General features: G+C 53.9%; 25 protein-coding genes and 2 tRNA genes. 18 read left to right on the top strand and 9 right to left on the bottom strand.

Annotation, left to right across the window (positions count from 1 at the left end; translation table 11 throughout):
- Positions 1–191 precede the first annotated feature (191 nt).
- Both FOC66_RS09850 and FOC66_RS09845 read right to left on the bottom strand, forming a co-directional pair.
- The gene (locus FOC66_RS09850) at positions 192–659 is read right to left on the bottom strand and encodes a YchJ family protein (RefSeq protein ID WP_003748207.1); all 468 of its coding nucleotides are present in this window, start codon (positions 657–659) and stop codon (positions 192–194) included.
- 6 nt (positions 660–665) lie between these two features.
- A complete protein-coding gene (locus tag FOC66_RS09845; RefSeq protein WP_003748205.1) occupies positions 666–869 on the bottom strand; it encodes a hypothetical protein in 204 nt (67 codons plus the stop codon).
- On the opposite strand from FOC66_RS09845, the gene FOC66_RS09840 reads away from it, so the two are divergent.
- The 5 genes from FOC66_RS09840 (at position 870) to FOC66_RS09820 (ending at position 5,804) form a co-directional block, all read left to right on the top strand.
- Complete coding sequence (locus FOC66_RS09840; RefSeq protein ID WP_003748204.1) at positions 870–1,718, top strand: RnfABCDGE type electron transport complex subunit B; 849 nt, start codon at positions 870–872, stop codon at positions 1,716–1,718.
- A 70-nt stretch (positions 1,719–1,788) separates the two neighbouring features.
- Positions 1,789–2,787 carry a BtrH N-terminal domain-containing protein gene (locus FOC66_RS09835; protein ID WP_003748200.1) on the top strand — a complete coding sequence of 333 codons (999 nt, stop codon included), beginning with the start codon at positions 1,789–1,791 and terminating at the stop codon, positions 2,785–2,787.
- 81 nt (positions 2,788–2,868) lie between these two features.
- Positions 2,869–3,612 carry an SH3 domain-containing protein gene (locus FOC66_RS09830; RefSeq protein WP_003748199.1) on the top strand — a complete coding sequence of 248 codons (744 nt, stop codon included), beginning with the start codon at positions 2,869–2,871 and terminating at the stop codon, positions 3,610–3,612.
- Positions 3,613–3,639: 27 nt separating this feature from the next.
- Positions 3,640–4,554 carry an ABC transporter ATP-binding protein gene (locus tag FOC66_RS09825; protein WP_003748196.1) on the top strand — a complete coding sequence of 305 codons (915 nt, stop codon included), beginning with the start codon at positions 3,640–3,642 and terminating at the stop codon, positions 4,552–4,554.
- On the top strand, positions 4,551–5,804 hold the full coding sequence (locus FOC66_RS09820) for an ABC transporter permease (RefSeq protein ID WP_003748194.1): 1,254 nt from the start codon (positions 4,551–4,553) through the stop codon (positions 5,802–5,804). Before FOC66_RS09825 ends, FOC66_RS09820 begins: the two co-directional genes overlap by 4 nt.
- 194 nt (positions 5,805–5,998) lie before the next feature.
- Here FOC66_RS09820 and FOC66_RS09815 read toward each other — a convergent pair.
- The 4 genes from FOC66_RS09815 to FOC66_RS09800 form a co-directional block, all read right to left on the bottom strand.
- Positions 5,999–6,074: transfer RNA gene (locus tag FOC66_RS09815), tRNA-Lys, on the bottom strand.
- Positions 6,075–6,133: 59 nt separating this feature from the next.
- Positions 6,134–7,213, bottom strand: coding sequence for an iron-sulfur cluster carrier protein ApbC (gene apbC / locus FOC66_RS09810; RefSeq protein ID WP_003748192.1), 1,080 nt, complete (start codon positions 7,211–7,213; stop codon positions 6,134–6,136).
- A 164-nt stretch (positions 7,214–7,377) separates the two neighbouring features.
- Complete coding sequence (gene glyS, locus FOC66_RS09805) at positions 7,378–9,441, bottom strand: glycine--tRNA ligase subunit beta (RefSeq protein ID WP_003748191.1); 2,064 nt, start codon at positions 9,439–9,441, stop codon at positions 7,378–7,380.
- Positions 9,442–9,608: 167 nt separating this feature from the next.
- Positions 9,609–10,703, bottom strand: a complete 1,095-nt coding sequence (locus FOC66_RS09800) for an FAD-dependent oxidoreductase (RefSeq protein ID WP_003748189.1) — start codon at positions 10,701–10,703, stop codon at positions 9,609–9,611.
- Positions 10,704–11,025: 322 nt separating this feature from the next.
- Between FOC66_RS09800 and FOC66_RS09795 the strand changes: the two genes are divergently transcribed.
- Positions 11,026–11,253: a hypothetical protein gene (locus FOC66_RS09795; RefSeq protein ID WP_003748187.1), complete on the top strand. Its 228-nt coding sequence runs from the start codon at positions 11,026–11,028 to the stop codon at positions 11,251–11,253.
- 113 nt (positions 11,254–11,366) lie between these two features.
- Here FOC66_RS09795 and FOC66_RS09790 read toward each other — a convergent pair whose 3' ends face one another.
- Positions 11,367–11,879: an SH3 domain-containing protein gene (locus tag FOC66_RS09790; RefSeq protein ID WP_003748185.1), complete on the bottom strand. Its 513-nt coding sequence runs from the start codon at positions 11,877–11,879 to the stop codon at positions 11,367–11,369.
- Between the two features lie 90 nt (positions 11,880–11,969).
- Positions 11,970–14,654 carry a bifunctional [glutamate--ammonia ligase]-adenylyl-L-tyrosine phosphorylase/[glutamate--ammonia-ligase] adenylyltransferase gene (gene glnE / locus FOC66_RS09785; protein ID WP_003748183.1) on the bottom strand — a complete coding sequence of 895 codons (2,685 nt, stop codon included), beginning with the start codon at positions 14,652–14,654 and terminating at the stop codon, positions 11,970–11,972.
- Between the two features lie 128 nt (positions 14,655–14,782).
- Here glnE and FOC66_RS09780 point away from each other — a divergent pair, with 128 nt between their 5' ends.
- The 3 genes from FOC66_RS09780 to coaD all read left to right on the top strand — a co-directional run bounded on the left by FOC66_RS09780 (position 14,783) and on the right by coaD (position 16,528).
- Positions 14,783–15,058 (top strand): oxidative damage protection protein, encoded by a 276-nt coding sequence (locus FOC66_RS09780; protein WP_003748182.1) that lies wholly within the window; start codon positions 14,783–14,785, stop codon positions 15,056–15,058.
- Positions 15,059–15,221: 163 nt separating this feature from the next.
- Positions 15,222–15,908 (top strand): Bax inhibitor-1 family protein, encoded by a 687-nt coding sequence (locus FOC66_RS09775; protein ID WP_003748180.1) that lies wholly within the window; start codon positions 15,222–15,224, stop codon positions 15,906–15,908.
- 107 nt (positions 15,909–16,015) lie between these two features.
- On the top strand, positions 16,016–16,528 hold the full coding sequence (gene coaD, locus FOC66_RS09770) for a pantetheine-phosphate adenylyltransferase (protein WP_003748177.1): 513 nt from the start codon (positions 16,016–16,018) through the stop codon (positions 16,526–16,528).
- Between the two features lie 47 nt (positions 16,529–16,575).
- Here the strand turns inward: coaD and FOC66_RS09765 are convergent, their stop codons facing one another.
- Positions 16,576–17,136, bottom strand: coding sequence for a hypothetical protein (locus FOC66_RS09765; protein WP_003748176.1), 561 nt, complete (start codon positions 17,134–17,136; stop codon positions 16,576–16,578).
- 205 nt (positions 17,137–17,341) lie between these two features.
- Here FOC66_RS09765 and FOC66_RS09760 point away from each other — a divergent pair.
- From FOC66_RS09760 to FOC66_RS09720, 9 genes are all read left to right on the top strand, one after another.
- Positions 17,342–17,417, top strand: a tRNA-Phe gene (locus tag FOC66_RS09760).
- Positions 17,418–17,725: 308 nt separating this feature from the next.
- Positions 17,726–18,634, top strand: coding sequence for a hypothetical protein (locus tag FOC66_RS09755; protein WP_003748174.1), 909 nt, complete (start codon positions 17,726–17,728; stop codon positions 18,632–18,634).
- 34 nt (positions 18,635–18,668) lie between these two features.
- Entirely contained in the window at positions 18,669–18,914 is a 246-nt protein-coding gene (locus tag FOC66_RS09750; protein ID WP_036493971.1) for a GNAT family N-acetyltransferase, read from the top strand.
- 19 nt (positions 18,915–18,933) lie between these two features.
- A complete protein-coding gene (locus FOC66_RS09745) occupies positions 18,934–20,100 on the top strand; it encodes a beta-ketoacyl-ACP synthase III (RefSeq protein WP_003748169.1) in 1,167 nt (388 codons plus the stop codon).
- Entirely contained in the window at positions 20,101–20,496 is a 396-nt protein-coding gene (locus FOC66_RS09740) for a hypothetical protein (protein ID WP_003748167.1), read from the top strand.
- A gap of 8 nt (positions 20,497–20,504) precedes the next feature.
- Entirely contained in the window at positions 20,505–21,179 is a 675-nt protein-coding gene (locus tag FOC66_RS09735; RefSeq protein WP_003748166.1) for a glutathione S-transferase family protein, read from the top strand.
- Positions 21,180–21,341: 162 nt separating this feature from the next.
- Positions 21,342–22,016: a tRNA (adenosine(37)-N6)-threonylcarbamoyltransferase complex dimerization subunit type 1 TsaB gene (gene tsaB / locus FOC66_RS09730; protein WP_003748163.1), complete on the top strand. Its 675-nt coding sequence runs from the start codon at positions 21,342–21,344 to the stop codon at positions 22,014–22,016.
- Positions 22,013–22,456 carry a ribosomal protein S18-alanine N-acetyltransferase gene (gene rimI, locus FOC66_RS09725; RefSeq protein ID WP_003748161.1) on the top strand — a complete coding sequence of 148 codons (444 nt, stop codon included), beginning with the start codon at positions 22,013–22,015 and terminating at the stop codon, positions 22,454–22,456. The genes tsaB and rimI overlap by 4 nt, the downstream gene beginning before the upstream one ends.
- Positions 22,450–23,211: a uracil-DNA glycosylase family protein gene (locus FOC66_RS09720; RefSeq protein ID WP_003748160.1), complete on the top strand. Its 762-nt coding sequence runs from the start codon at positions 22,450–22,452 to the stop codon at positions 23,209–23,211. The genes rimI and FOC66_RS09720 overlap by 7 nt, the downstream gene beginning before the upstream one ends.
- Positions 23,212–23,235 lie beyond the last annotated feature (24 nt).

Raw genomic sequence — 23,235 nt, 5'->3', positions numbered from 1 at the left:
TAATACTAAAAACGGTAGAATACCAATTGCTGACACAACACCGCTCTTTCATCCCTTTTGGGCGGTGCAGCAAGTAAGACGTTTTCCCGCAATGTATTGGCCATTCATACTTCTCCCTTAGTATGAATGGTTTTTTTTATCTGCAAAAACAGCTCAGGCCGTCTGAATGTTCAGACGGCCTGTTCACATCATTACTTGAAAAACTGTCCGCAACACGCCTTAAACTTTTTGCCCGAACCGCACAAACAAGGCTGTTTCATCGTCGGCAACGCAACGGTCGGATCAATAAAATACCAACGTCCGTCTATTTTCACGAACGCCGACAACTCATGATGGCACTCGGTTTGCCCGTTCTCTTCAAAATACGCCTCAAACTCGACCAAAGCATGCAGCTTACCAAACGGTACATGACGGATAACCTTCAAACCCGACCACTGCGTCTGCTGACTCCATGCCGCCAAATCCTGCTTGTCTAATAAATTCTGCTGCGCAGGAACGGTCGTGTCCACGATATAGTCGATTTCCTGTAAAACATACGCGCTGTAACGCGAGCGCATCAACTCTTCCGCCGTCGAAGCCGCCGCCTCACGCGCATGAAACGGTGCGCAACATTCTGCATAAACACGCCCCGACTGACAGGGGCAAAGTGTAGCCGTCATTCCTAATTACCCAAATAAATCTATTTCAAAATTATAACGCAAACCCGACTCAGTCCGTCTGAAAACGAGCGCAGCGAGTTTCGCCAAAACGAGCGTAGCAAGTTTCGCTAAAACGAGCGTGGTAAATTTCACTAAAATAAGCGTAGAGAGTTTCGCCAAAATAAACGCAACAATCTGATATAATGCGCCTTTTCGATTTTGATTATCCATATGACCATTCCCATCCAAAGCATCAGCCGCCTGTTGCCGCAAACCCAATGCCGCGAGTGCGGCTATGAAGGCTGCTTACCCTATGCACGCGCCCTGTCGGCAGGAGAAGCGCCGGTAAACCTGTGCGCGCCGGGTGGGGAAACCGTCATGAAAGACCTGGCCGACCTGTTGGGCAAGCCCTACCTCGCGCCGGCAAAAACACAAATCAAAGCCGTGGCCCTGATTGACGAATCCGCCTGCATCGGCTGTACCGCCTGCATCCGCGCCTGCCCTGTCGATGCCATTATGGGCGCGTCCAAACTGATGCACACCGTCATCAGCGACGAATGCACCGGCTGTGGCTTGTGCGTTACCCCATGTCCCGTCGACTGCATCGACATGGTTCCCGTATCGCAGCCCTTCCTGCCGTCCGCACGCCGTTTCAGCACCTCTGCCGAACCGCGCTTTGCCGCCGCCGAACACGCACAAAGCCGTTTTGAACGCCATACCGCGCGCAAACAGCGCGACGATGCCGAACGCAAAGCCCTGCTGGCGCAACGCGAAGCCGCCGTCAAAGCCAAACAGGCCGCACAGGCACAAGCCCAAATAGCCGCACCAAGCGCCGCATTCAACCCCATGGATTTGATTGCCAAAGCCATGGCCAAAGCGCAATCGCAACAGGACAAACTCGTCGCCTCCGACAACCGAGAAGACTTCAAAGCGCGCCAAATCGAAGAAGCCAAAGAACGCGCCGAACTGCGCCGCGCCCAGCGTGATGCCAAATACGGCAACGAAGCCGAAAAAGCCGCCGCCATCGAATTTCTGCGCCGCCACAAAGCCGAGCAGGAAGCGGCTAAAGAAGCCCGCTGATTTCCAAAACAACAAACCATTCCGACCGCTTCAGGCCGTCTGAAAACATTGCACGAAAACCAATAACTTTATGACCACACAAGAATTTCCACACCAGCATACCGCCCATTGTGAAAGCGGTGTGATGTCCACCCTGCTCAAATACCATGGCCACAATTTAGACGAAGCCATGATTTTCGGCATTGCCCACGCGCTGACGTTTGTCTGGATGCCGCTGATCAAATTAAACGGCATGCCGCTGGTTTCCTACCGTACCGCGCCGCGCAGCATCATCAAAAACACCTGCAAAGCATTGGGGCTGAAATTATCCGTCCGCAAATTTTCCGACGCACAAAGCGGACAAGCCGCATTGGATGCCGCGCTATCCTCAGGCAAATTGGCCGGTTTGCAAACCTCCGTCTTCTGGCTGCCCTACTTCCCGCCGCAAATGCGCTTCCATTTCAACGCACACAATCTTTTAGTGTACGGCAAAGACGGCAACGACTACCTCATCAGCGACCCCGTATTTGAAACCGTGCAACGCTGCGCCGCCGAAGATTTGCAGCGTGCGCGCTTCGCCAAAGGTGTATTGGCGGCAAAAGGCATGATGTACACCTTGGAAGATAACAGGCCGTCTGAACAAATCATGGCAGACTTACCCGCCATTATCCGCAAAGCCATACGCAAAAACGCCAAACATATGCTCGCGCCGGTCTTTTTCATCGGCGTCAAAGGCATCCGCACGCTGGCCAAAAAAATCGAATCCCTGCCCGCCAAACAAAACGACAAATACCAAAAACTGTTTCTCGGCCATTTGGTGCGGATGCAGGAAGAAATCGGTACCGGCGGCGCAGGTTTCCGCTATATCTACGCCTACTTCCTCGAACAGGCCGCCCGTATCTGCGACAACCCCGCGTTTCAGACGGCCTCAGAACAAATGACCGCCATCGGCGACCAATGGCGGCAGTTTGCAGCGATGTGTGTGAAGCAGTGCAAAAAGCCGTCTGAAAACGGCTGCCGCGAAATCGCCGCATTTTTGCGCAAGATTGCAGATGATGAAGAAGCCTTGTGGCGGGGATTGTTGAAATAATGGGGAATCATGCGGCTTAACTCAATCCGCCGCGTACCGTTTTGAAATCAGGTCGTCTGAAAACTCAAAGAAATGATAAAAATGCGTTACTTAGCCACACTCTTATTATTATGTTCCGCCCTAACCCATGCCGCGCCGCCGAACGGCTTTGCCTTGGTTCATGATGCCGACGGACACACCAACTTACGCGAAAGCCCCGATTTGAAAGCCAAAGTTTTGGCAAAAATCCCCAACGGCACACCGTTGGAATGTTTGGGTGACGGCGGTGAAGGCAGCCTGAGTTTCTGTACTGCCCAGCTGCAACAACCTGCCGCAGAAGACTACGGTTTCATCCATTACAGCCGTCTGATATTTCCCGCCTCCGACAAAAGCTTCGTCCGCCTGCGCGAACAATCGGGTCGCGACGATACGCTGACTTTGTCCGGTAGCGGACAAACGGTACACATCGTAGCCCGCCGCATCCATCCAAAACTCAGCGACTTCTCGGGTATCAGCAAAGACAAATACACCGCGCGTCTCTATCAAGGCAAGCCGTTCTATGGCATGGACTCTATCATTTCCAAAAGCGTGTTCGCGCTTGAACGTATCACGCTAAACGGTCAAGCGGTTCCCGCTGCCGAACTGCAAGGACTGTTCTCGCCCGATTTTGCCGCCACCGCACGCGGCAGCCAGGTGTACAACCGCTGGGAAGCCTATTACCGCCGCAGCGACAAGACGCTTTATCTGTTCGGCAGACAAAGTTCGGGAGCCGGTAGTTTCGATGTCTGCTTTATATTTAAGGACGGCAAATTCCAGCGCCGCTATTTATGGAATGCTGCGATTTAAATATCGCTCGAAAGGCCGTCTGAAACCATGATTCAAATCCAATCCCTCTCCCACCGTTATCCCAAAGCCGAAACCGCCGCGCTGGACAATGTGTCGTTCGACATTGCAGACGGCGAATGTTTGGGGCTGCTCGGTCACAACGGTGCGGGGAAAACGACGCTGATGTCGCTTTTGGCCGGCTTGCAGGAAGTGCGACAGGGCGAAATTTTGTTTGACGGCAAACCTTTGCGCCTGTTAAGCCGCAACGAACGGCAGAAAATCGGTTTGGTGCCACAGGATTTTGCGTTTTACCCGCAGCTTTCGGTGTGGGACAACCTGCTGTTTTTCGCCTCGCTTTACAAAGTGCGCGACAAAGGCCGTCTGAATGCGCTGTTGGAACAGACCGACCTGACCGCCCACAAAAACAAGGCGGCAAAGCATCTTTCGGGCGGGCTTAAACGTCGTCTGAATTTTGCCATCGGCCTGATTAACACGCCGCAGCTGGTGTTCCTCGACGAAATCACGGTCGGCATCGACCCGCAGTCGCGCCGCTTTATCCTCGACAGCGTGGCGGATTTGACGCGGCAGGGGGTAACGGTGGTTTACACCTCGCACTATCTGTCTGAAATCGAGCAGCTTTGCGGCAAAATCGCGCTGTTGCAACACGGCAAACTGGTGTACCACGGCGGTTTGGACGAGCTTCTAAGCACGCAAACAGGCATCGTGCGTTTTACCGTCGAACCGCCGCTGCCGCCTCAAACGCTAGCCGCTTTGGGTGCAAAGCAAGTGGACAGCCGCGGCATGATGGAAACGGCGCACGATGCCGCCGCCGTTTACGCCGCCCTGCAACAAAGCGGCGCGCAAATCCGCTACTTCCAGCAGGGACACGGTTCGCTGGAAACGTTTTACCTTGATTTCCTGCGCAAAGACGAGCCGGCAACAGATAAGCAAAATCCACAATGACAACTTCCTCCCTCCTCAAAGAACTCAAACTGCTCTGCCGCGACCTGCACGGTTTGGCCGTGTTGTTTGTGATGCCCATCGCCTTCATGCTGATTATGTCGTTGGCACTGAGCCGTGACCAAGACCCGCACACCGACAGCCGCATCGCGCTGGTCGGCGCGGCCGACGACAGCGTCAATACCGCGCTGGCCGCCGCGCTGGAAAAAGAGCAGATTCATGTTACGCGGATGCCGTCTGAAAAACTGACCGACGCGCAACACGGTCTGTACGACAAGCGTTTCCAACTGGTGCTGCACAACCCGAACCACGCCTCCGGCAAAATCGCCGACGACAAAGCCTTGCAAATCTATGTACCGCCCGATACCGAGCCTTCATGGCTGGCAGCGGTCAAAGGCGTTTTGCAGCAGCACTACACCGAAACGCGACTGGACGCTTATTTCGACAACAACGACGGCATCAAAATCGACAATAAAAAACTGCCCCGTTCCATCCGCAAAGACATCCAGAAAAAAGTCGATGAAAAAAACGACGAACAATTCGCCGCCGTGCGCAGCTTTTTAGATAAAAAAATGCTGGAAGAACACTATCTGAGCGCAGGCAGCGGCACGGTGGAAAAACCCAACGCCGTACAGCACAGCGTTCCCGCATGGCTGATTTTCGGTATGTTTTTCATCATGATACCGCTGTCGAACGTCATGGCGCTGGAACGCCAGACCAACACCATCACCCGCCTGCGTCTCGCCCGCGCCTCCGCGTCCGGCCTGATTGCCGCCAAACTTGTTCCCTATTTCCTGATCAACCAGCTCCAATTTGTCGGAATGCTGCTGCTCGGCCGCTACCTGCTGCCCGAAATCGGCGTGCCCGCCCTCATACTCAACGGCAGCCTTGTGCCCTACGCGCTGCTGTCCGCCGCCGTCAGCGCCGCCGCACTCGGCTACGCGCTGTTAATCAGCGTCTGCGCCAAATCCACCGAACACGCCGTCGTCCTCGGCGGCGGCGGCATCATCCTGATGGCGGCAATCGGCGGCATTATGGTACCCGCCCACGTCATGCCCGAAACCATGCAGCAACTCACTTGGATTTCCCCGATGGCATGGGGCTTGAAGGCCTTTCAAGAACTGCTGCTCAACCGCAGCGGCTTGGACGGAATCGGCCGTTACCTCATCCTACTGTCAGCGTTCTCTTTTGCCACGCTGACTGCTGCCGTATTGATTTACCGCAGGCAGTTGCAAACGCAGGTTAGGTTTTAAACGTTTGTCTGCCCTAAGTAGAAAACTTATTTCTCAAAACCATTCCTATAGAACTTCAGGCCGTCTGAAAATATCTTTCAGACGGCCTGATGCTTGATGTGCTATGGATTGTTTCAATAACAAAATATGCTCAACAAAATTCTAAAATCTAAACGCAAAAAAACCTGCTTTTTTCAAAGCAGGTTTTTCATATTTGGTGGGTCGTGAGCGATTCGAACGCTCGACCAACGGATTAAAAGTCCGCTGCTCTACCAACTGAGCTAACGACCCGATAAGCTGTGCATTATAGAGACAGGTCACACAGCTGTCAACACCTTTTTTAAACTTTTTTATTCGACGACGATTTTTGGGAAGCGGCTGCTGAAGTCTTTGCCTTTATCGGCAATGGCCAGAGCGATTTGGAAAGCGGCTTCGGTGTAGATGTCGGCGATGGTTTGGTTGTTTTCAAACAAGGCTAAAGATGTGCCGCTGTCCATGGCTTCGCGTACAGGCAGGCTCAAGGGAAGTTGGCCGAGCAACGGTACATTCAAACGCTCTGCCAAGTTTTTGCCGCCTTCTGCGCCGAAGATTGCTTCGGCATGGCCGCAGTTGGTGCAAATATGGACAGACATGTTTTCCAAAACGCCCAAAATCGGAATATTAACTTTGTTGAACATATCCACGGCTTTGCGTGCATCAATCAGGGCGATGTCTTGCGGCGTGGTGACGACAACGGAGCCGGTCACGGGGATTTTTTGCGACAGGGTCAATTGGATATCGCCGGTACCGGGCGGCAGGTCGATGAAGAGATAATCGACATTGTCCCATTCGCTTTGGAACATAAGCTGTTGCAAGGCTTGGCTGACCATCGGGCCGCGCCAAACGACGGCTTGGTCGGTATCGACCAGGAAACCGATGGACATCACTTGAATGCCGCTTTCGGCTTCAACGGGAATGAGTTTTTTGTTTTGTTGATCGGGTTTGCGGTCTTGTACGCCGAGCATGGTGGGCTGGCTTGGACCGTACAGGTCGGCATCGAGTACGCCGACGCGCGCGCCCATTCTGGCCATTGCGGTGGCAAGGTTGGCAGTGGTCGTTGATTTGCCGACGCCGCCTTTGCCCGATGCAACGGCGATGATGTTTTTCACGCCTTTGATGGTTGCTACGCCGGGTTGGACTTTATGCGTACCGATTTCGGTATCGATACTCAAGTGAATGTGGGTATCGCCGGTATGTGAAATGACGGCTTCTTGAACGGCGTTGGCAATGTCTGCGGCAATATGGGCAACCGGGAACGCGAATTTCAGACCGATATGCAGGCCGTCTGAACGCTCTTCCAGAAGCGAAACGGCTTTTTCGCTGCCCAAAGTGCGTATTGTGGTGGGAATCAACACGGCATCGAGTGCGGTTCGGATGGCTGGAATATTCATAATCTGCCTCTTGAATGTGGGAAATTGTTTGATGTGCGCGATTTGCCTGCCTGACAAATCTGCTGAATTATACCCTTGAACGCCATGTAAGGGATACGCCCGAAAAACTTCAGGCTGCCTGAATCATCGGGCAGCCTGAAAAGCGGGTCAACTGAAACGCGGCCTTATTCGCTCAAGAGCGCAATGTCGGCAACTGCGTTCATTTGTTCTGCCAAGCGGTTCAGCAGGTTCAGGCGGTTTTGTTTCACGGCGGCATCTTCGGCCATCACCATCACGCCGTCGAAGAAGGCATCGACTTGCGGTTTGACGGAAGCCAGTTCGGACAAAGCAGTTTGGAAATTGCCTTCGGCAACGGCAGCAGAGATTTTCGGCTGCAAACCTTGCGCGGCGGCATACAGGGCTTTTTCTTCGTCTTGTTGCAGCAGGCTTTCGTTAACCGCGCCCAACTCGGCATCGGCTTTTTTCAGCAGGTTTTGCACGCGTTTGTTGGCTGCGGCGAGCGCGGCGGCTTCGGGAAGCTGTTTGAACGCGGCAACGGCTTGCAGTTTGGCGGTCAAATCGTCCAAACGGCGCGGCTGTTTGGCGAGTACGGCGGCAACGATGTCTTGCGGATAATCGTTTTGCAGCAACACGGCCAAACGCGCCTGCATGAAGTCGGCGGTTTCAGACGGCGTTTTCTCGTTGAGCAAACCTTTGGGGAAGCTGTCGAAGGCCGTCTGAATCAGTTCGTTTACATCCAAACCGTACTGCATCAGCATACGCAAAATACCCAAGGCGGCGCGGCGCAGGGCGTATGGGTCTTTGTCGCCGGTCGGAATCAGGCCGATACCCCAAATGCCGACCAAGGTTTCCAATTTGTCGGCCAAAGCAACGGCGGTTGCCACTTTGCCGTTCGGCAGGTTGTCGCCGGCAAAACGCGGTTGGTAGTGTTGCTCGATGGCTTCGGCGATTTCTTCGGTTTCGCCGTCCAAGCGGGCATAGTATTTGCCCATAGTGCCTTGCAATTCGGGGAACTCGCCGACCATTTCGGTGACCAAGTCGGCTTTGGCCAAACGTGCGGCACGTTCGGCTGCGGCAGCGTCCGCGCCTAAAGCTTTGGCGATGTGGGCGGCGATGCTTTGCAGACGCTCGATGCGCTCGGCTTGCGAACCGATTTTGTTGTGGTAAACCACGCTGGACAATTTCGGCAGGCGGCTTTCCAAAGTCGCTTTTTGGTCTTGTTTGTAGAAGAACTCGGCATCAGACAGGCGCGCGCGCAAGACGCGTTCGTTGCCTTGGATGATGTGTGACGGATCTTCGGTTTGCAGATTGGAAACCAGCAGGAAACGGTTCATCAGCTTGCCGTTTTGGTCGAGCAGCGGGAAGTATTTTTGGTTTTGCTGCATGGTCAGGATCAGGCATTCTTGCGGTACGGCGAGGAAGTGTTCTTCAAAACCAGCTTCTAATACCACAGGCCATTCGACCAATGCAGTCACTTCGTCCAACAATGCTTCATCGGCGGCAACGGTCGCGTTCAGACGGCCTGCCTGCTCGTTCAAGGCCGTCTGAATGGCGGCTTTGCGCTCGGCAAACGATGCTTCCACTTTGCCTTGCTCACGCATTTGTGCGGCGTAGCTGTCGGCGTTTTCAATAGCGATTTTGCCGCTGGAGAGGAAGCGGTGACCCAGTGTTTTGTTGCCGCTTTGCAGACCCAAAACGCTGACGTTGACGATGTCGCCGCCGTGCAGCACGATCAGGCTGTGTACCGGGCGCACGAAGGTGAATGTGCTGCTGCCCCAACGCATGACTTTAGGAATCGGCAGTTTTTTCACTGCGGCATTGATGATGTCTTCCAAAAGCTCACCCAGCGGTTTGCCGGTTTGGACGTATTCGTAGGCGTACACGTCTTGCTTGCCGTCGTTGATGACGGTCAAGTCTTCGATTTTCGCACCCGCACCGCGCGCAAAACCTTCCAAAGCCTTAGTCGGCGCACCGTCTTTCATGGCATTGGCCACGGCCGGGCCTTTTTTCACGATTTTTTGGTCGGCTTGAACGGCTTTCACATTTTTGACTTGAACGGCCAAACGGCGCGGAGAAGCGTAGGCAGTGTATTCGGCTGCGCCGTCAATCAGTTGCGCTTTTTCCAAGCCTTCGGCAACGGAAGCAGCAAAATGGTTGCCCAGATTATTGAGGGCTTTTGGCGGGAGTTCTTCAGTGAGAAGTTCGATTAAGAGGGTTTGGGTTGTCATGTGCTTATCGTTAAATAGGAAATTGGTTGGCGTCTGAAAACGGCATCATGCGGTTTTCAGACGCAAGGTTAATTGAATTGACGGCGATTTTATCATTTTCAGACGGCCTGTGGCTGTCTTTCACAAACAATTTGCCTGATTTTCAAGCCACTTCGTCCGCAACGGCTTCAATTCGTAGCGCGGATATACGGCAAACCGCTGGTTTCGTCGTATTCGGGAATGTCGCTTCCGGCAAACAGCGCGCCGGCCAAACGCACGGCCGCACCGGTCACGGCCGGGGAAATCATAAAGCCGTGGCGGAACAGGCCGTTGACTTCAATCAGGCGGCGTTCGCGGTTGAAGCGGATTTCAGGATTGTGGTGGTTTAAAGTCGGGCGCAGGCCGGTGGCCAGTTCCAAAAGGTTTGCCTCGCCAAATGCCGGATGCACGGCGTACAGCGCAGACAAAAGTTCCAAACCGGAACGCACGCTGGCCGGCGCTTGGCTTTCGCTTTCGATTTGGGTCGCACCAATCACAAAAATATGGTTTTCCTTCGGCGCGATATACAAAGGATAGCGCGGATGCAGCAGGCGCACTGGGCGGGACAACTCGACTTCGGGTGCGTAAACGCGCGCCACTTCGCCGCGTATGCCGCGCAATTGGCTTTCAGACGGCCTGTTCCATGCTGCTTTTGCACCATAACCGCGGCAGTCGATAACCCAATCGTATTGCGCCGCCAAATCTTCGACTTCGCGTTCGCACGACCAATGGCAAGGCACATTCATCGACGCCAAAGCATCAGCCAGTGCATTCAATACCTGCCGCCCGTCCAACTGCCCTTCCGCCGGCAGATACAGGCCGTCTGAAAACCGTCCTGCCAGTTGCGGCTCGTTGGCCGCGATTTCGTCCGCGTTCCAACGGATGGTTTCGTGTTCCGGCACGCCGCCGCGCTTCAAATGACGGGCAAACTCGGCAGAAAGCGGCTTGTCCTGCGTATGCCAAACAATCAGGCTGCCTTTTTCCTGCATCATCACCGGCGTGTTCAGACGGCCTAAAATACCGCGCCACAGCGCGAAACTCTGCCTGCCCAAACGGATGACTTCAGGCGTTGCCTCCACCGCCTCGGAAGAAGGCGCCAGCATGGCGGCGGCAACATAGGCTGCGGCTTGTGCGCCGTTACGTTCGCCTTTCTCAAACAACTCTACCGCCACGCCCTGCTCCGCCAATTGGAACGCAATAAGGCGACCGGAAAGGCCGCCGCCGAGTACAGCAATCTTAGACATCAGTTTCTCCTTGTTTTTAATATGAAAATGAACTGCGTATTTTAGAACTTGTTTGGCTTTATCACAATATCGACACAAAATGAGAACAGTTTTTGCAGATCATGACTGCCCAAGCCAAGCCGATAACTTATAAACAAACAGACGGAATCCCTCCCTCTGCAAGCAGTTCCCCATCGCCTCAGCCTGCCAATCAGCTTTGATAAAAATATCTTCTTTACATAAAACCGAATATAATGGCATTTCTTGACACATTCATTCACTCGGCATCACTGCATTTATTGAATTGTTTTGATGCATATATTTGATTTTATAAGGAATAACAATGAAAAGCTTGGGCAGTACTTTATTTATCCTCGGCGTATTGGCATTCGGTTTGAATTATATGAACGCAGTACCCAAAGTTTTGGCCTGGATTTACGAATGGGGCGAAGATACCGCCATGTGGATTAAAGCAGGCATTACAGGCGGCGGCGCTTTACTGTGGTTGGCAGGCAATTTCCTTGAAAAACCTGCAGAGGCAGAAGCTGAACCGGAAGAGGAAGAAGAATAAATACCATAAAAGGCCGTCTGAAAAGTTTCAGACGGCCTTTTTTATATCTTCGGCAAAACAGTACCTACTTTATGTCCGAAAGTATGCCTTAATCGAATAAATTGCTTGCTTTATTACTCCATGCGTCGAAGTTGACTTTTATGGATATAACCCTGAATCGAAACATGATGACCATACTCGTCTTTTTCTGTGTAAGCTCCCTGATTGCTGTACCACAACCAGTCGCCTTTTCTGAAGGCTGGGGCGATCTGTACACGTGTTCCGTTTGGGAGTGTTTTGATGATTTCGCCTTGCCCGATCGGTTCTTCGGGGTAGCTGTTGTTACGGACGTTTGCCGATCCGTCAGGGCTGGCGACAACATAATTGTGCACGATAAAACCTTGGCTTTGATGGACGTAGCCTGTACGGATTCCATCTAATTGAATATGAAACCATTTACCCTGTTTCCTGAGTATTTTGTGTTTTCTGCTTTCATAATTCAGTACCGTCATGATTTTGCTGCGTGTATCAGGAGCAACACGAACGTTTGCAGAGCCATCGCATTCGGTATGAGGCAAAAAGTAATCAGCGGCTTGGGCTGCGGCCGACGACAGTAAAACCGTTAAAAACAGTGCCATTTTCTTCATGGTTGGTTTTCCTTATATGTTTAGAGTGAGTTTGTTGTGGCGGTAAATTGTGTTGCCATGCGGGCTTTGACGCTGAATATGTCCGCCTGCTTATCCAAACTTCACTTCTGCCCCGAATACTTCCTGCCACAGTTTTCGCACATTGCCGTAGTGGGTCAGCAATTCGTCCGTCACTTCGGTTTTTTTGGCATCGCGCAGTTTGGTATTGTGTTGCTGCTGGCGGTAGAAGCGGTAGGCGGTGCGGCTTTGTTCGGCTAGGGTTTTGTCGATGAGGCCGTAGTCGGCGGCGATGTTTAAGAGGGCGATGTTGCCGTAGTTGTCGAGGAGTTGCGGATATTTTCGGGCATGGGCAAGGATGAGGTATTGGACGATAAATTCGACGTCGACCACGCCGCCGCGCGCGTATTTGACGTTGCTGTCAACCGGCGGATGGGTGGTGAACATTTTTTCACGCATTTCGATGATTTCGCCTGCTAAAACGGTTGGGTCGCGCTCGGCGGTGAGGATTTCGGTACGGATGCGGTCGAAGGCCGTCTGAATTTCGGGTGTACCGCAGATGAAGCGGGCGCGGGTGAGAGACTGATGTTCCCACGTCCAGGCGTTTTCGCGCTGGTATTTTTCGAAGGCGGTAATGCTGTGGGCGAGGAAGCCGGCGTCGCCGTTGGGGCGCAGGCGCAGGTCGGTTTCGTAGAGGCTGCCTGCGCCGGTGGCGGCGGAAAGCCAGTTGGTCAGGCGGCGGGCAAGGCGACTGTACACGTCGCCTGCATCGGGATGCGGGTCGTCGTAAAGATAGACCAAATCGAGGTCGGAGGAATAGCTGAGCTCTTTACCGCCCAGTTTGCCGTAGCCGATGATGGCGAATTGCGGCGTATCGCGGTGTTTTTTGGGCATATCCGCCCACGCGCAAGGCTCGGCGGCGGCGAGGATGGTGTCGGCAAGGGCGGAGAGCTGGTCGGAAAGTGATTCTACCGTCCACAGTCCGGCAAGGTCCTGAACGGCGAGGCGGAAGACTTGGGCGTGTTGGAAATGACGCAGTGTGTCCATTTGCGCTTCGGTGTCGCCGCCGCAGGCTTTGAGGTCGTCTGAAAGGGCGGCGGCGAGGGCTTGCCAGTCGAACGCGGTATCCAAAAGCTGGGCGCTGATGAGTTCGTCCAGCAGAATCGGGTATTTGCTCAGATACGCCGCCACCCAAGAACTTTGGCTCATGATTTGTGCCAGATGCGCCAAGGTTTGCGGATGTTCGTTGAGGAAAGCGAGATAGGCGGAGCGGCGGCTGATGTTTTCGAGGAAGTCAAACAGCCGCATCAGCGTATCGGTCGGGTTGGGTTGCGCTGCCGCCGCCTGTACCAACAACGGCACAATGGCGTCAAAACGCGGCTGGGCGTGTGCGGAAAGGTGGCGGTATTTATGGCCGTTGCGGATTTGATCGAGCCGTGTGGCGATGGTTTCGGCATCAAACCCGTGTTCTTTCAGACGGCCTAGCCGTTCTTCTTCGTCGGGTTTTTCCTGCCATGCCCATTGCCATTCGCTATTGCTTTGCGTTTGTTCTTCGGGTTCGCTCAAGATTTCGTTGAACAACTGATTGACCTTGTTCCGATGAACATTGAGGCCGTCTGAAAAAGCGGCGTAGCTGTCGAAGCCCATGCTTTCGGCGAGCAGTTGCTGCTGTTCGGGCGAGGCAGGCAGGGTTTGGGTTTGCTGGTCGTCCCAGTATTGCAGGCGGTGTTCGACGTCGCGCAGGAAGCGGTAGGCGGCAAGCAGGGTTTCGACGTTTTCAGACGGCATGATGCCCAGCTCGGCAAGTTTCTTCAGCGTTTCCTGCGTGCCTTTCAGTTGCAGCGCGCGCATTTGCCCGCCGCGTATCATCTGGAAAATCTGGGCGATAAATTCGACCTCGCGGATGCCGCCCGCGCCGAGTTTGATGTTGTCCGCCATGCCTTTTTTGCTGACTTCGCTGCGGATTTGGCGGTGCAGGTTGCGCATCGCTTCATACGCGCTGTAATCCAGATATTTGCGGAACACGAAGGGGCGCACCAGCGCTTTAATGTCGTTCGGATACGGCGTAACCACGCGGCCTTTGCACCACGCATAGCGTTCCCATTCGCGCCCCTGCGTAATCAGGTATTGCTCCAGCGCGGTTTCGCTCAATACCAGCGCGCCCGAATCGCCGTCCGGCCGCAGCCGCATATCTACGCGGAACACCTGCCCGTCGGCGGTAATGTCGTTCAACAATGCAATCAGTTTCTGCCCGACTTTGGTGAAAAACTCTTGATTGCCGCGTTCGCGCCTGCCGTCGGTATCGCCCGATTCGGGATAGATGAAAATCAAATCGATGTCGGAAGACACGTTCAGCTCATAGCCGCCCGCCTTACCCATCGCCACCACGCTCAAATGTTGCGGCGATTTCGTATAACGCCCGATCGGCGTGCCGTACATGTCCCGATAATAGGCGTAGGAAAAGTCCAACGCGGTATTGACGGCAAAATCGGCAAACAGCGTAATCGTGCGGGTTACTTCGTTCAAATCGCTGATGCGGTTTATATCGCGCACAATAATCTGCGACACCACATAACGGCGCAATTCGCGCAACTGCCGCGCCAATTCTTCCTCGTTTTCTTCCGTGCGGATTTTGTCCCAATCGGCAAAGGCTTGGAAATCCTCATCCGTCAACACCTTGTCCAGCATGGGCAGGAAAATTTCGGGCTTGAGTTTGCCTGAATCAAGGTTGCGGGCGAGAAAAAGGGAATAACGGCGGGCAGTATCGAGGCGGTTCATAATCTTTGCCTGAATAAACAGAAAAGACCATCATAGCAAGGTTTCAGGCCGTCTGAAACCCACGCTTTCCCCTATCCGTGCAATCGGCTAAAATACCAACCTTTGCAACCCCACATAAGGAAACCGCCATGACCCGTATGGTTCACTGCGTCAAACTCGGCAAAGAAGCCGAAGGCATGAAATTTCCGCCGCTGCCCAACGAATTGGGCAAACGCATTTTTGAAAACGTTTCCCAAGAAGCATGGATGGCATGGACCCGCCACCAAACCATGCTCATCAACGAAAACCGCCTAAGCCTTGCCGATCCGCGCGCACGCGAATACCTCGCCCAGCAGATGGAACAATACTTCTTCGGCGAAGGCGCAGATGCCGTACAAGGCTACGTTCCGCAAGAGCCTAAATAAGCATTGAAAAGCCAAGGCCGTCTGAAACCTGATTTTCAGACGGCCTTTAAAATTCCCGATTGCCCCGCATATTAGACAAATAGAACAGATAAATCATACAAACCCATGATTTTCTGTTAAAATCCAAATTTCATTCATTTCAATCCACACTGGAGCAAACGCCATGCAAAACGACGTTTACGACTATACCTCGCAAGGCTCGGTTGCCAAAAATACCGTCCTGCAAAAAACCTACCGCCTGCTCGGCCTGTCTTTCATTCCTGCCATTGCCGGCGCGTTCTTTTCCGCCAAAACAGGCTTTAACATTTTCGCCATATTCGGCTCATACTGGGTTTCCCTGGCCGCCTTCTTCGGCTTCTTCTACGGCATGACCTTCCTGATCGAGAAAAACCGTTACAGCAACGTCGGCGTCGCCCTGTTGATGATCTTCACTTTCGGTATGGGCCTTGCCATCAGCCCTATGCTGCAATACGCCCTGGCGATTAACAACGGCGCGCAAATCGTCGGTACGGCCGCCGCCATGACCGCCGGCGTATTCTTCACCATGTCCGCCATGGCACGCCGCACCACAATGAACATGAACAAACTCGGCAGCTTCCTCGGTGCCGGTGCGATCGTGCTCATGATTGCCGTTGTAGCCAACATCTTCCTCAACATCCCTGCACTGAGCCTAACCATCGCAGCCGGCTTCGTTGTCTTCAGTTCCCTGATGATTATGTGGCAGGTGCGTGCCGTTATCGACGGCGGCGAAGACAGCCACATCAGCGCGGCGCTGACCATCTTCATCTCCATCTACAATATTTTCAGCAGCCTCTTGAGAATCCTCATCTCTCTCAGCGGTGACGACTGATAAAGCCGCAAAGGCCGTCTGAAATTTCAGACGGCCTTTTTGATTTTTGACATCACCGGCAAACTCCCCTATCCTGAACGCCACACAAACCCCATTCCCAACCCAAAATGACCACGACCACTCCGCGCCGTGCCGTGTACGCAGGCAGCTTCGACCCTCCCACCCTCGGCCACCTGTGGATGATACAGGAAGCCCAATCCCTCTTTGACGAACTCATCGTCGCCATCGGCACCAATCCCGAAAAGCGCAGCACCTACACCATAGAAGAACGCCGCGCCATGCTCGATGCCATTACCCACCCCTTCCCCAACGTCCGCATCAGCGTGTTTGAAAACCGCTTTTTGGTCGATTACGCCCGAGAAGCCAACGCCAATTTCATCGTCCGCGGCATCCGTTCCGCCGCCGACTACGAATACGAACGCTCGATGCGCTACATCAACAGCGACATCGCCCCCGAAATCTCCACCGTCTTCCTGATGCCGCCGCGCGAAATAGCCGAAGTATCCTCCACCATGGTCAAAGGCTTGGTCGGCCCCCAAGGCTGGCGCGACATGATAGGCCGCTACCTCCCCGACCCCGTCTATCAAAAAATCCTGCAAGACCACGAAACAAACACATAAAACTAAGACCGTCTGGACATTTCAGACGGCCTTTCCATTTTCATGGATTATTGACGGGCAGACGTCAACGCCTGTAGGTTTTGATTCAACGTTTCTAGGTCCAACCAACCGGCGGCAATAAACAGCATCAGAATCACCGTACCCACACACAGCACGCCGATACCATACAACAGGTAGCCCACCAAAACACGGCCTACCGTTGCATTCCCCATCCACATCAAACCGCGTACCTGCACCACAAACACCCAAGCCTGCCACAACAGCGCAAACACAGCCAACGCCGGCACATACAACACCAGCAACAGCGGCAAGAGCAAAGCCTCAGACACCAAAATAAAGCCCCACAAAGGCAGCCGGGGCGCACCGTAATAATGCAGCACCTTGCGCATCGAGCGGCTTAACACCAACCATTTCACCATCACCAAAATCACCGACAGGCACACCGCCGCCGCGCCGCTGCCAAACAAAGGCGACATGCTGGCCGCGTTCACCACACCCAACAGCAGCAACACCGCCGCCATCACCAAAGGCGAATACAAATACGTCTCCGGCGAACGATAGCGCAAACGCAAAACATCCCACATATCACGAACAAACACATACAGCATGGCATAAATCCAAAGCAAAAAAGCCGATTGTATCTTAGGCCGTCTGAAAATCAAACCGGCAAACTTAAAAACCGCCAATTAAAACGAAAAAATAATTCAATACAAAACAAAATCTTAATTTACCGCCTCAAAAATAAAGCCTACAAACGCTTGCACAAGGCAACGAAATTTGGTTTAATTCACATCTCGCAACGAAACACGCGAAGGCCAGATAGCTCAGTTGGTAGAGCAACGGATTGAAAATCCGTGTGTCGGCGGTTCGATTCCGCCTCTGGCCACCACCAACCGCCTTGAAGCGGTTATTTTTTTGTCTATACAATTTGCACGCCATACTTAGCGCAAATCCCGTTCTAAACCATGCGTCCCGTTTTCCACACAAGGCCGTCTGAAAAATTTCAGACGGCCGTTGTTCATGTTGGCATGGCATAAAAATCCGCTTCTCCGCCCCATTCCGACAGAATACGGCGCTTCCATCCAAATCGGCTGAAACCTTCGCGAACATACTGAATATGAATAAAGTTCAAGGCAGGTCGGTTTACTATATAATACCGTCCAAACCAACCATAACTTACTCATTGCAGGGAAGATAATGAAAAAAGTGCTGATTGTGCATTACTCGCAAACGGGGCAGCTCTCCAGCCTGGCGCAAAATTTTGCCGCGCCGTTGCAAACAGCCGGCATACAGGTCGATTGCGTCAATATCGTACCGGAGCAGGCGTTTCCGTTTCCGTGGCCGTTTTGGCGTTTTTTCGATACCTTTCCTGAAACCGTCCATTTAAAGCCCGCCCCGATTCTGCCGCCGCACATTCCATCCGAAGATTACGATGTGGTGGTCATTGCCTACACCGTTTGGTTCCTCTCTCCTTCGCAACCGATGACCGCCTTTTTGCAACGCGAAGAAACGCACCGCCTGCTGGACGGCAAACCGGTCATCACGCTTATCGGCTGCCGCAATATGTGGCTGGGCGCGCAAGAGAAAATGAAATCTTTGCTGAAACAAAACGGCGCTAAACTCATCGGCAACATCGTAAAAATCGATGCCTGCAACAGCGCGGCAAGTTTTATTACCACTCCTGCCTGGATGCTGACCGGTGACAAACGCTATTTCCGCTCCCTGCCCTCCGCCGGCATTGCTGAAGAAGAATTGGCGGATGCGGCGCGGTTTGGTGCGAAATTGCGCGATGCACTGTTAAACCAACAGCCTTTGGACGAAACCCTGTTTCAAAATATGGGCGCGGTGACAGTCAATGAAAAACTGATTTTCAGCGAACGCGCCGCCGGCCGCAGCTTCTTCGTCTGGGGCAGGCTTTTGATGGCGGCAGGCCGTATTTCTCCGCTTTTGCGCCGTGCCTTGCTGTGCTTTTACATCGTCTTTTTATTGGCGATGATTTTGGTAGTTTTACCCGTTAGCGTAATTTTGAAAAAGCTGCTGCATCCGCTGCTCAAAGGCCGTCTGAAAAAGCTGGCGGACTATTATGCGCAACCGTCAGGCAGATAATCCGTTTCAGACGGCCTCAAACCAGGAATCCATCATGCCCGAAGTGATCCACTACCCCGAGCTCCATCGCTTTCAAATCGATATTGACGGTTTGGAAGCAGGCTATATCAGCTATACCGAACACAACGGCGGCTGGGACGTAAACCATACCGAGGTCTCGCCCAACTTCCGTCATCGCGGCATTGCCAAACTGCTGGTGGACGCGCTGATGGAATATGCCGAAACACATCACATCCCGTTGACTGCAAGCTGCGACTACGCGGCGCGGTTTATCGGTTGATTATTTTGACAAACACATCATGACATCGAATAACACACTCAAAGACGTTTATCTCAACCGCGTTTCTGCCTTTTTGCCCAACGCCCCCGTCGGCAATGACGAAATGGAAGCCGTCCTCGGCATGGCAGGCGATGTGCCTTCACGCGTGCGCCGTATGATTTTGCGCTCCAACGGCATTTTGTCGCGCCATTACGCCATCGACCCTGAAAGCCGCCGCACGACGCACACCAATGCCGAATTGGCCGCCGAAGCGGTCAACGGCCTGTTTGCCCAAGGCGTTCCTGCAGAAGCCGTCGGCAGCCTGGCCTGCGCCACTTCCTATCCCGACCAAACCATGCCCGGACACGGCGTGATGGTGCATGGTTTGCTGGATATGCCGCCTTGCGAAGTGTTCAGCATGGCAGGCGTATGTGCGGCAGGTATGGCGGCGATGAAACACGCCTACAACGCCGTACGCACCGGCGAACACGCACATGCGGTTTCCGTTGCTTCCGAAAACGCCTCGGCAGTCATGCGCGGCGAAGTGTTCCAAAGTGAAACCGACCATAAAAAACTGGAAAACGCGTCCCCCGAAATCGGGTTTGAAAAAGACTTTTTACGCTGGATGCTGTCTGACGGCGCAGGCGCGGTGTATCTGTCCGACCGCCCTAATTCAGACGGCCTCAGCCTGAAAATCCATTGGATAGACCTGCTTTCCTACGCCAACGAAATGCCGCCCTGCATGTATGCCGGCGCAGAATTCCGCGACGGAATCTTTGAAGGCTGGAAACACGCCGATGCCGATTACGGCCGCCGCCACAGCCTGATGGCGGTCAAACAGGACGTCAAACTGCTGAACGAAAACATCGTCCGCTATACGGTGGAAAAACCCCTCTCCCAAATCGCCGCCAAACACGGCATCCGCGCCAAAGAAATCGATTGGTTCCTGCCCCACTACTCTTCCGGCTTTTTCCGCGACCGCCTTTCAGACGGCCTGAAAAACATCGGCTTCGACATTCCGCAGGAAAAATGGTTTACCAATCTGCACAGCAAGGGCAACACGGGTTCGGCCTCGATTTACATCATCCTTGAAGAATTTATGCGCACTTTCCCCATCGAGCACGGCCAAAAAATCCTGTGTTACGTTCCGGAAAGCGGACGCTTTTCAACATGTTTCATGCTTTTGGAAGCAGTAAAGGCCGTCTGAATGAAGATTGACGACATCCCTCAAGACAACAGCGCCAGCTACCACGGCCACCGCAAAGTCATCTACGGCACCCGCGACGGCCACTACGAAGCGGCTACCAGCAACGGTTGGCAGGACGAAGCCTACGCCACCGAAATGGCGGTGTGCGAACTCGATGCCCAAACTCAGGCCGCGCGCGAAGCCGTCAAAAAAGGCGAATATTCTCCGCTGTACTACCATATGTTCCGCTGCCGTTATGATGAAACCGGCTTGGCCATGGCGGCAGGCGTATGGAAATGGCAGCTGCGTCGGCATTTCCGTCCCGAAGTGTTCGCCAAACTACCGGCCAAAACCCTGCAAAAATACGCCGATGCCTGCCAAATCAACATAGACGGCCTCAAACAAACCGATATTTAAAGCCCCTCATGATTACCCTACATTCGCTCGACCAATCCCGCGCCCTGCGCATTGTTTGGCTGCTTGAAATCCTCGGTACGCCTTACCGCCTGCAAACCTACCGCCGTCATCCCGACACTTTGCTCGCCCCTGACGAACTCAAAGCCATCCATCCCTTGGGCAAATCGCCTTTATTGGATGATGACGGCTTTATCTTGGCGGAAAGCGGCGCGATTACCGACTATCTGATTCAAACCTACGGCAACGGCCGCCTGATGCCCAAACGCGGCAGCCGCGAATACTGGCAATATCAACGCTGGCTGCATTATGCCGAAGGTTCGCTGATGCCGTTATTGCTGCTCGGACTGGTGTTCCGCCGAATTGAAAGTGCACCCATGCCGTTTTTCGTCAAACCGATTGCCCGCAAAATCAGCGGTAGCGTCAAAAGCAGCTTTATCCATCCGCAAGCCGCCCTGCATCTTGCCCATATTGACAGCGAGCTGGAAAACCGCGAATGGTTGGTCGGCAACAGCCTCAGCGGTGCCGACATCATGATGAGCTATCCGCTGCAAGCAGCAGCCGACCGCTTCGATTTTGCCGACTACCCCAATATCCGCGCTTATTTGCAACGCATCGAAGCGCATGAAGCCTACCGCCGCGCCGTTGAAAAAGCAGGTTCGCCTTTATTGAAACTCGACCAATAAAACAAGGCCGTCTGAAACGTTTTCAGACGGCCTGAAACCTTGGTTTACCTGCCAAATATGTTTACGCAAACGACGTTTTTACCCAAGCGCCGCCCGAATGCTTTGTTCCCCCTCGCCGTTCCACTATAATGGCAACCCATATCCTTCTAAAAAAATAACACCATGCCAACCGACAACCGCCCGACTCTTGCCATCGACACCAGCACATCCTTTCTGTCCATCGCATTGGAACATCAAGGCGAAGTCCGCCTGTTTCACGAAAACGTCGGCACCAAGCAATCCGAACAAATCCTGCCGCAAATCGAACGCCTCTTTAAAGAAGCGGGCATCACGGCCGCCGATTTGGGCTGCATCGTTTATGCACAGGGCCCCGGCGCATTTACCGGCCTGCGTATCGGCGCGGCGGTTGCACAAGGTTTGGCCACGCCGTTTGACACGCCCATGATCGGCATTCCCTGCCTCGATGCCGCCGCTTCGCTGCTGCCGCCATCAAGCTGTGTACTGGCGGCCACCGATGCGCGTATGGGCGAAGTGTTCTACGCATGGTTTGATACGCAAAACCACGTCCGCTTGAGCGATTACACGGTTGGCAAAGCCGCCGCCATTACCGCTCCCGAAGGCAAAACGCCTACCGGCGGCATCGGCAATGCCTTTGCCCTCGCCGACAAACCGCCTTTTGACGGTCAAGCCGATATGCCGACCGCCACCGACTATCTTAAACTTGCCCGCAGCGGCCGCTATGTTGCCACCGATGCGGCACACGCCGAGCTGCTCTACGTCCGCAACAAAATTGCCCTGACCGCGCAAGAGCAAGCCCAACAAAAGGCCAAACCGTGAACCTGCGCCCAGCCGTACTTGCCGACTGCTCCACCCTTGCCGCCATCGACGCACAAGGCAATCCTTCGTCGTGGACGGCGCAGCAGTTTGAATCGGCGGTTCAACACCATCCCGACAGCGTTTGGCTCAGTCAGGCCGACCACCAAATTACCGGTTTTATCGTGTGGCAAACCGTGTTTGACGAATCCGAACTGCACCTGATTGCCGTCGCGCCCAAATACCGCCGCCAAGGCATTGCATCCGCCCTGCTGCAACACTGGCAAAACGCAGTGCAACAGCAAGGCGCAACCCGATTGCTACTCGAAGTCCGTGCAAGCAATGAAACCGCGCAACAGCTCTACCGCAAACACGGCTTCCAAACCTGCGGCCGCCGCAAAAACTACTACGCCCTGCCCGACGGTGGCAGCGAAGATGCCGTATTGATGGAGAAATCATGTTAAGCAGCCGCTACCTGCACCTGCACGAAGCCTTGGGTTTGGGCCCGATGTGGCTGAACCGAAACGCCAAAATCATCCATGTCGCGCCTCAAGCCGCGACTGCACCCGTCCGCCCCAAAACCATTGCCACCGATACCGCGCAAGCCGTGCGCACTTTATCCGCAGGCGCCCATCAGGCACGCACCGCCGCCATTGCCACTGCGCAAACGGCCAAACCGGCTGTCCGCGTTCCCGAAGCGGCACCCAAAGCCATAGCCAAAACACCGGCAAAAACAGAAAAAGCCGCGCATTCAGACAATCTGCCCCGTCTTGACGTAACCATCAGGCCGTCTGAAATCATGGTGGTCAGCATTTGCCCGTCCACCGAAGACAGCCTGCACGGTACGCTGTTTAGCGGCAACGTCGGCACACTTCTCGACAACATCCTCGCCGCCATCGGCCTCAAGCCCGAGCAGGCGCACAAAACCGCATGGGTCAAAACCGCGCCCGTGTTCACCGCCCTGCCCGATGCCGAACACGTCCGCGCCGAGCTTGCCGAAATGCAAAACGAGCTGACCGCTTCGCAAGCGCGCGCAGTATTGTTTCTCGGCAAAATCTTCGACAGCCCCGACATGATCGGACTGATGAACGAATTGTGCGGGAAGCGGCCGCATTTCGTCATTCCCCACCCCGCCCGCCTGCTGATGCAGCCGCAACTCAAAGCGCAGGCATGGCAAATCTTAAAGCCATTGAAACAGCTTTTGGCCAAGGCCGTCTGAACATTCTGTTCAACCTAAAATCAG

This window comes from Neisseria mucosa, from assembly GCF_013267835.1.
GTDB lineage: Bacteria > Pseudomonadota > Gammaproteobacteria > Burkholderiales > Neisseriaceae > Neisseria.
Note: the sequence above shows the minus strand (reverse complement) of the source record. Positions and strands in the feature narration are given on the sequence as shown.

What these genes read in the sequence shown, in the direction of transcription:
- FOC66_RS09850 (WP_003748207.1), bottom strand. Translation starts at nt 659, where the DNA reads ATGACGGCTACACTTTGCCCCTGTCAGTCGGGGCGTGTTTATGCAGAA.
- FOC66_RS09845 (WP_003748205.1), bottom strand. Translation starts at nt 869, where the DNA reads ATGGATAATCAAAATCGAAAAGGCGCATTATATCAGATTGTTGCGTTT.
- FOC66_RS09840 (WP_003748204.1), top strand. Translation starts at nt 870, where the DNA reads ATGACCATTCCCATCCAAAGCATCAGCCGCCTGTTGCCGCAAACCCAA.
- FOC66_RS09835 (WP_003748200.1), top strand. Translation starts at nt 1,789, where the DNA reads ATGACCACACAAGAATTTCCACACCAGCATACCGCCCATTGTGAAAGC.
- FOC66_RS09830 (WP_003748199.1), top strand. Translation starts at nt 2,869, where the DNA reads ATGCGTTACTTAGCCACACTCTTATTATTATGTTCCGCCCTAACCCAT.
- FOC66_RS09825 (WP_003748196.1), top strand. Translation starts at nt 3,640, where the DNA reads ATGATTCAAATCCAATCCCTCTCCCACCGTTATCCCAAAGCCGAAACC.
- FOC66_RS09820 (WP_003748194.1), top strand. Translation starts at nt 4,551, where the DNA reads ATGACAACTTCCTCCCTCCTCAAAGAACTCAAACTGCTCTGCCGCGAC.
- apbC (WP_003748192.1), bottom strand. Translation starts at nt 7,213, where the DNA reads ATGAATATTCCAGCCATCCGAACCGCACTCGATGCCGTGTTGATTCCC.
- glyS (WP_003748191.1), bottom strand. Translation starts at nt 9,441, where the DNA reads ATGACAACCCAAACCCTCTTAATCGAACTTCTCACTGAAGAACTCCCG.
- FOC66_RS09800 (WP_003748189.1), bottom strand. Translation starts at nt 10,703, where the DNA reads ATGTCTAAGATTGCTGTACTCGGCGGCGGCCTTTCCGGTCGCCTTATT.
- FOC66_RS09795 (WP_003748187.1), top strand. Translation starts at nt 11,026, where the DNA reads ATGAAAAGCTTGGGCAGTACTTTATTTATCCTCGGCGTATTGGCATTC.
- FOC66_RS09790 (WP_003748185.1), bottom strand. Translation starts at nt 11,879, where the DNA reads ATGAAGAAAATGGCACTGTTTTTAACGGTTTTACTGTCGTCGGCCGCA.
- glnE (WP_003748183.1), bottom strand. Translation starts at nt 14,654, where the DNA reads ATGAACCGCCTCGATACTGCCCGCCGTTATTCCCTTTTTCTCGCCCGC.
- FOC66_RS09780 (WP_003748182.1), top strand. Translation starts at nt 14,783, where the DNA reads ATGACCCGTATGGTTCACTGCGTCAAACTCGGCAAAGAAGCCGAAGGC.
- FOC66_RS09775 (WP_003748180.1), top strand. Translation starts at nt 15,222, where the DNA reads ATGCAAAACGACGTTTACGACTATACCTCGCAAGGCTCGGTTGCCAAA.
- coaD (WP_003748177.1), top strand. Translation starts at nt 16,016, where the DNA reads ATGACCACGACCACTCCGCGCCGTGCCGTGTACGCAGGCAGCTTCGAC.
- FOC66_RS09765 (WP_003748176.1), bottom strand. Translation starts at nt 17,136, where the DNA reads ATGCTGTATGTGTTTGTTCGTGATATGTGGGATGTTTTGCGTTTGCGC.
- FOC66_RS09755 (WP_003748174.1), top strand. Translation starts at nt 17,726, where the DNA reads ATGAAAAAAGTGCTGATTGTGCATTACTCGCAAACGGGGCAGCTCTCC.
- FOC66_RS09750 (WP_036493971.1), top strand. Translation starts at nt 18,669, where the DNA reads ATGCCCGAAGTGATCCACTACCCCGAGCTCCATCGCTTTCAAATCGAT.
- FOC66_RS09745 (WP_003748169.1), top strand. Translation starts at nt 18,934, where the DNA reads ATGACATCGAATAACACACTCAAAGACGTTTATCTCAACCGCGTTTCT.
- FOC66_RS09740 (WP_003748167.1), top strand. Translation starts at nt 20,101, where the DNA reads ATGAAGATTGACGACATCCCTCAAGACAACAGCGCCAGCTACCACGGC.
- FOC66_RS09735 (WP_003748166.1), top strand. Translation starts at nt 20,505, where the DNA reads ATGATTACCCTACATTCGCTCGACCAATCCCGCGCCCTGCGCATTGTT.
- tsaB (WP_003748163.1), top strand. Translation starts at nt 21,342, where the DNA reads ATGCCAACCGACAACCGCCCGACTCTTGCCATCGACACCAGCACATCC.
- FOC66_RS09720 (WP_003748160.1), top strand. Translation starts at nt 22,450, where the DNA reads ATGTTAAGCAGCCGCTACCTGCACCTGCACGAAGCCTTGGGTTTGGGC.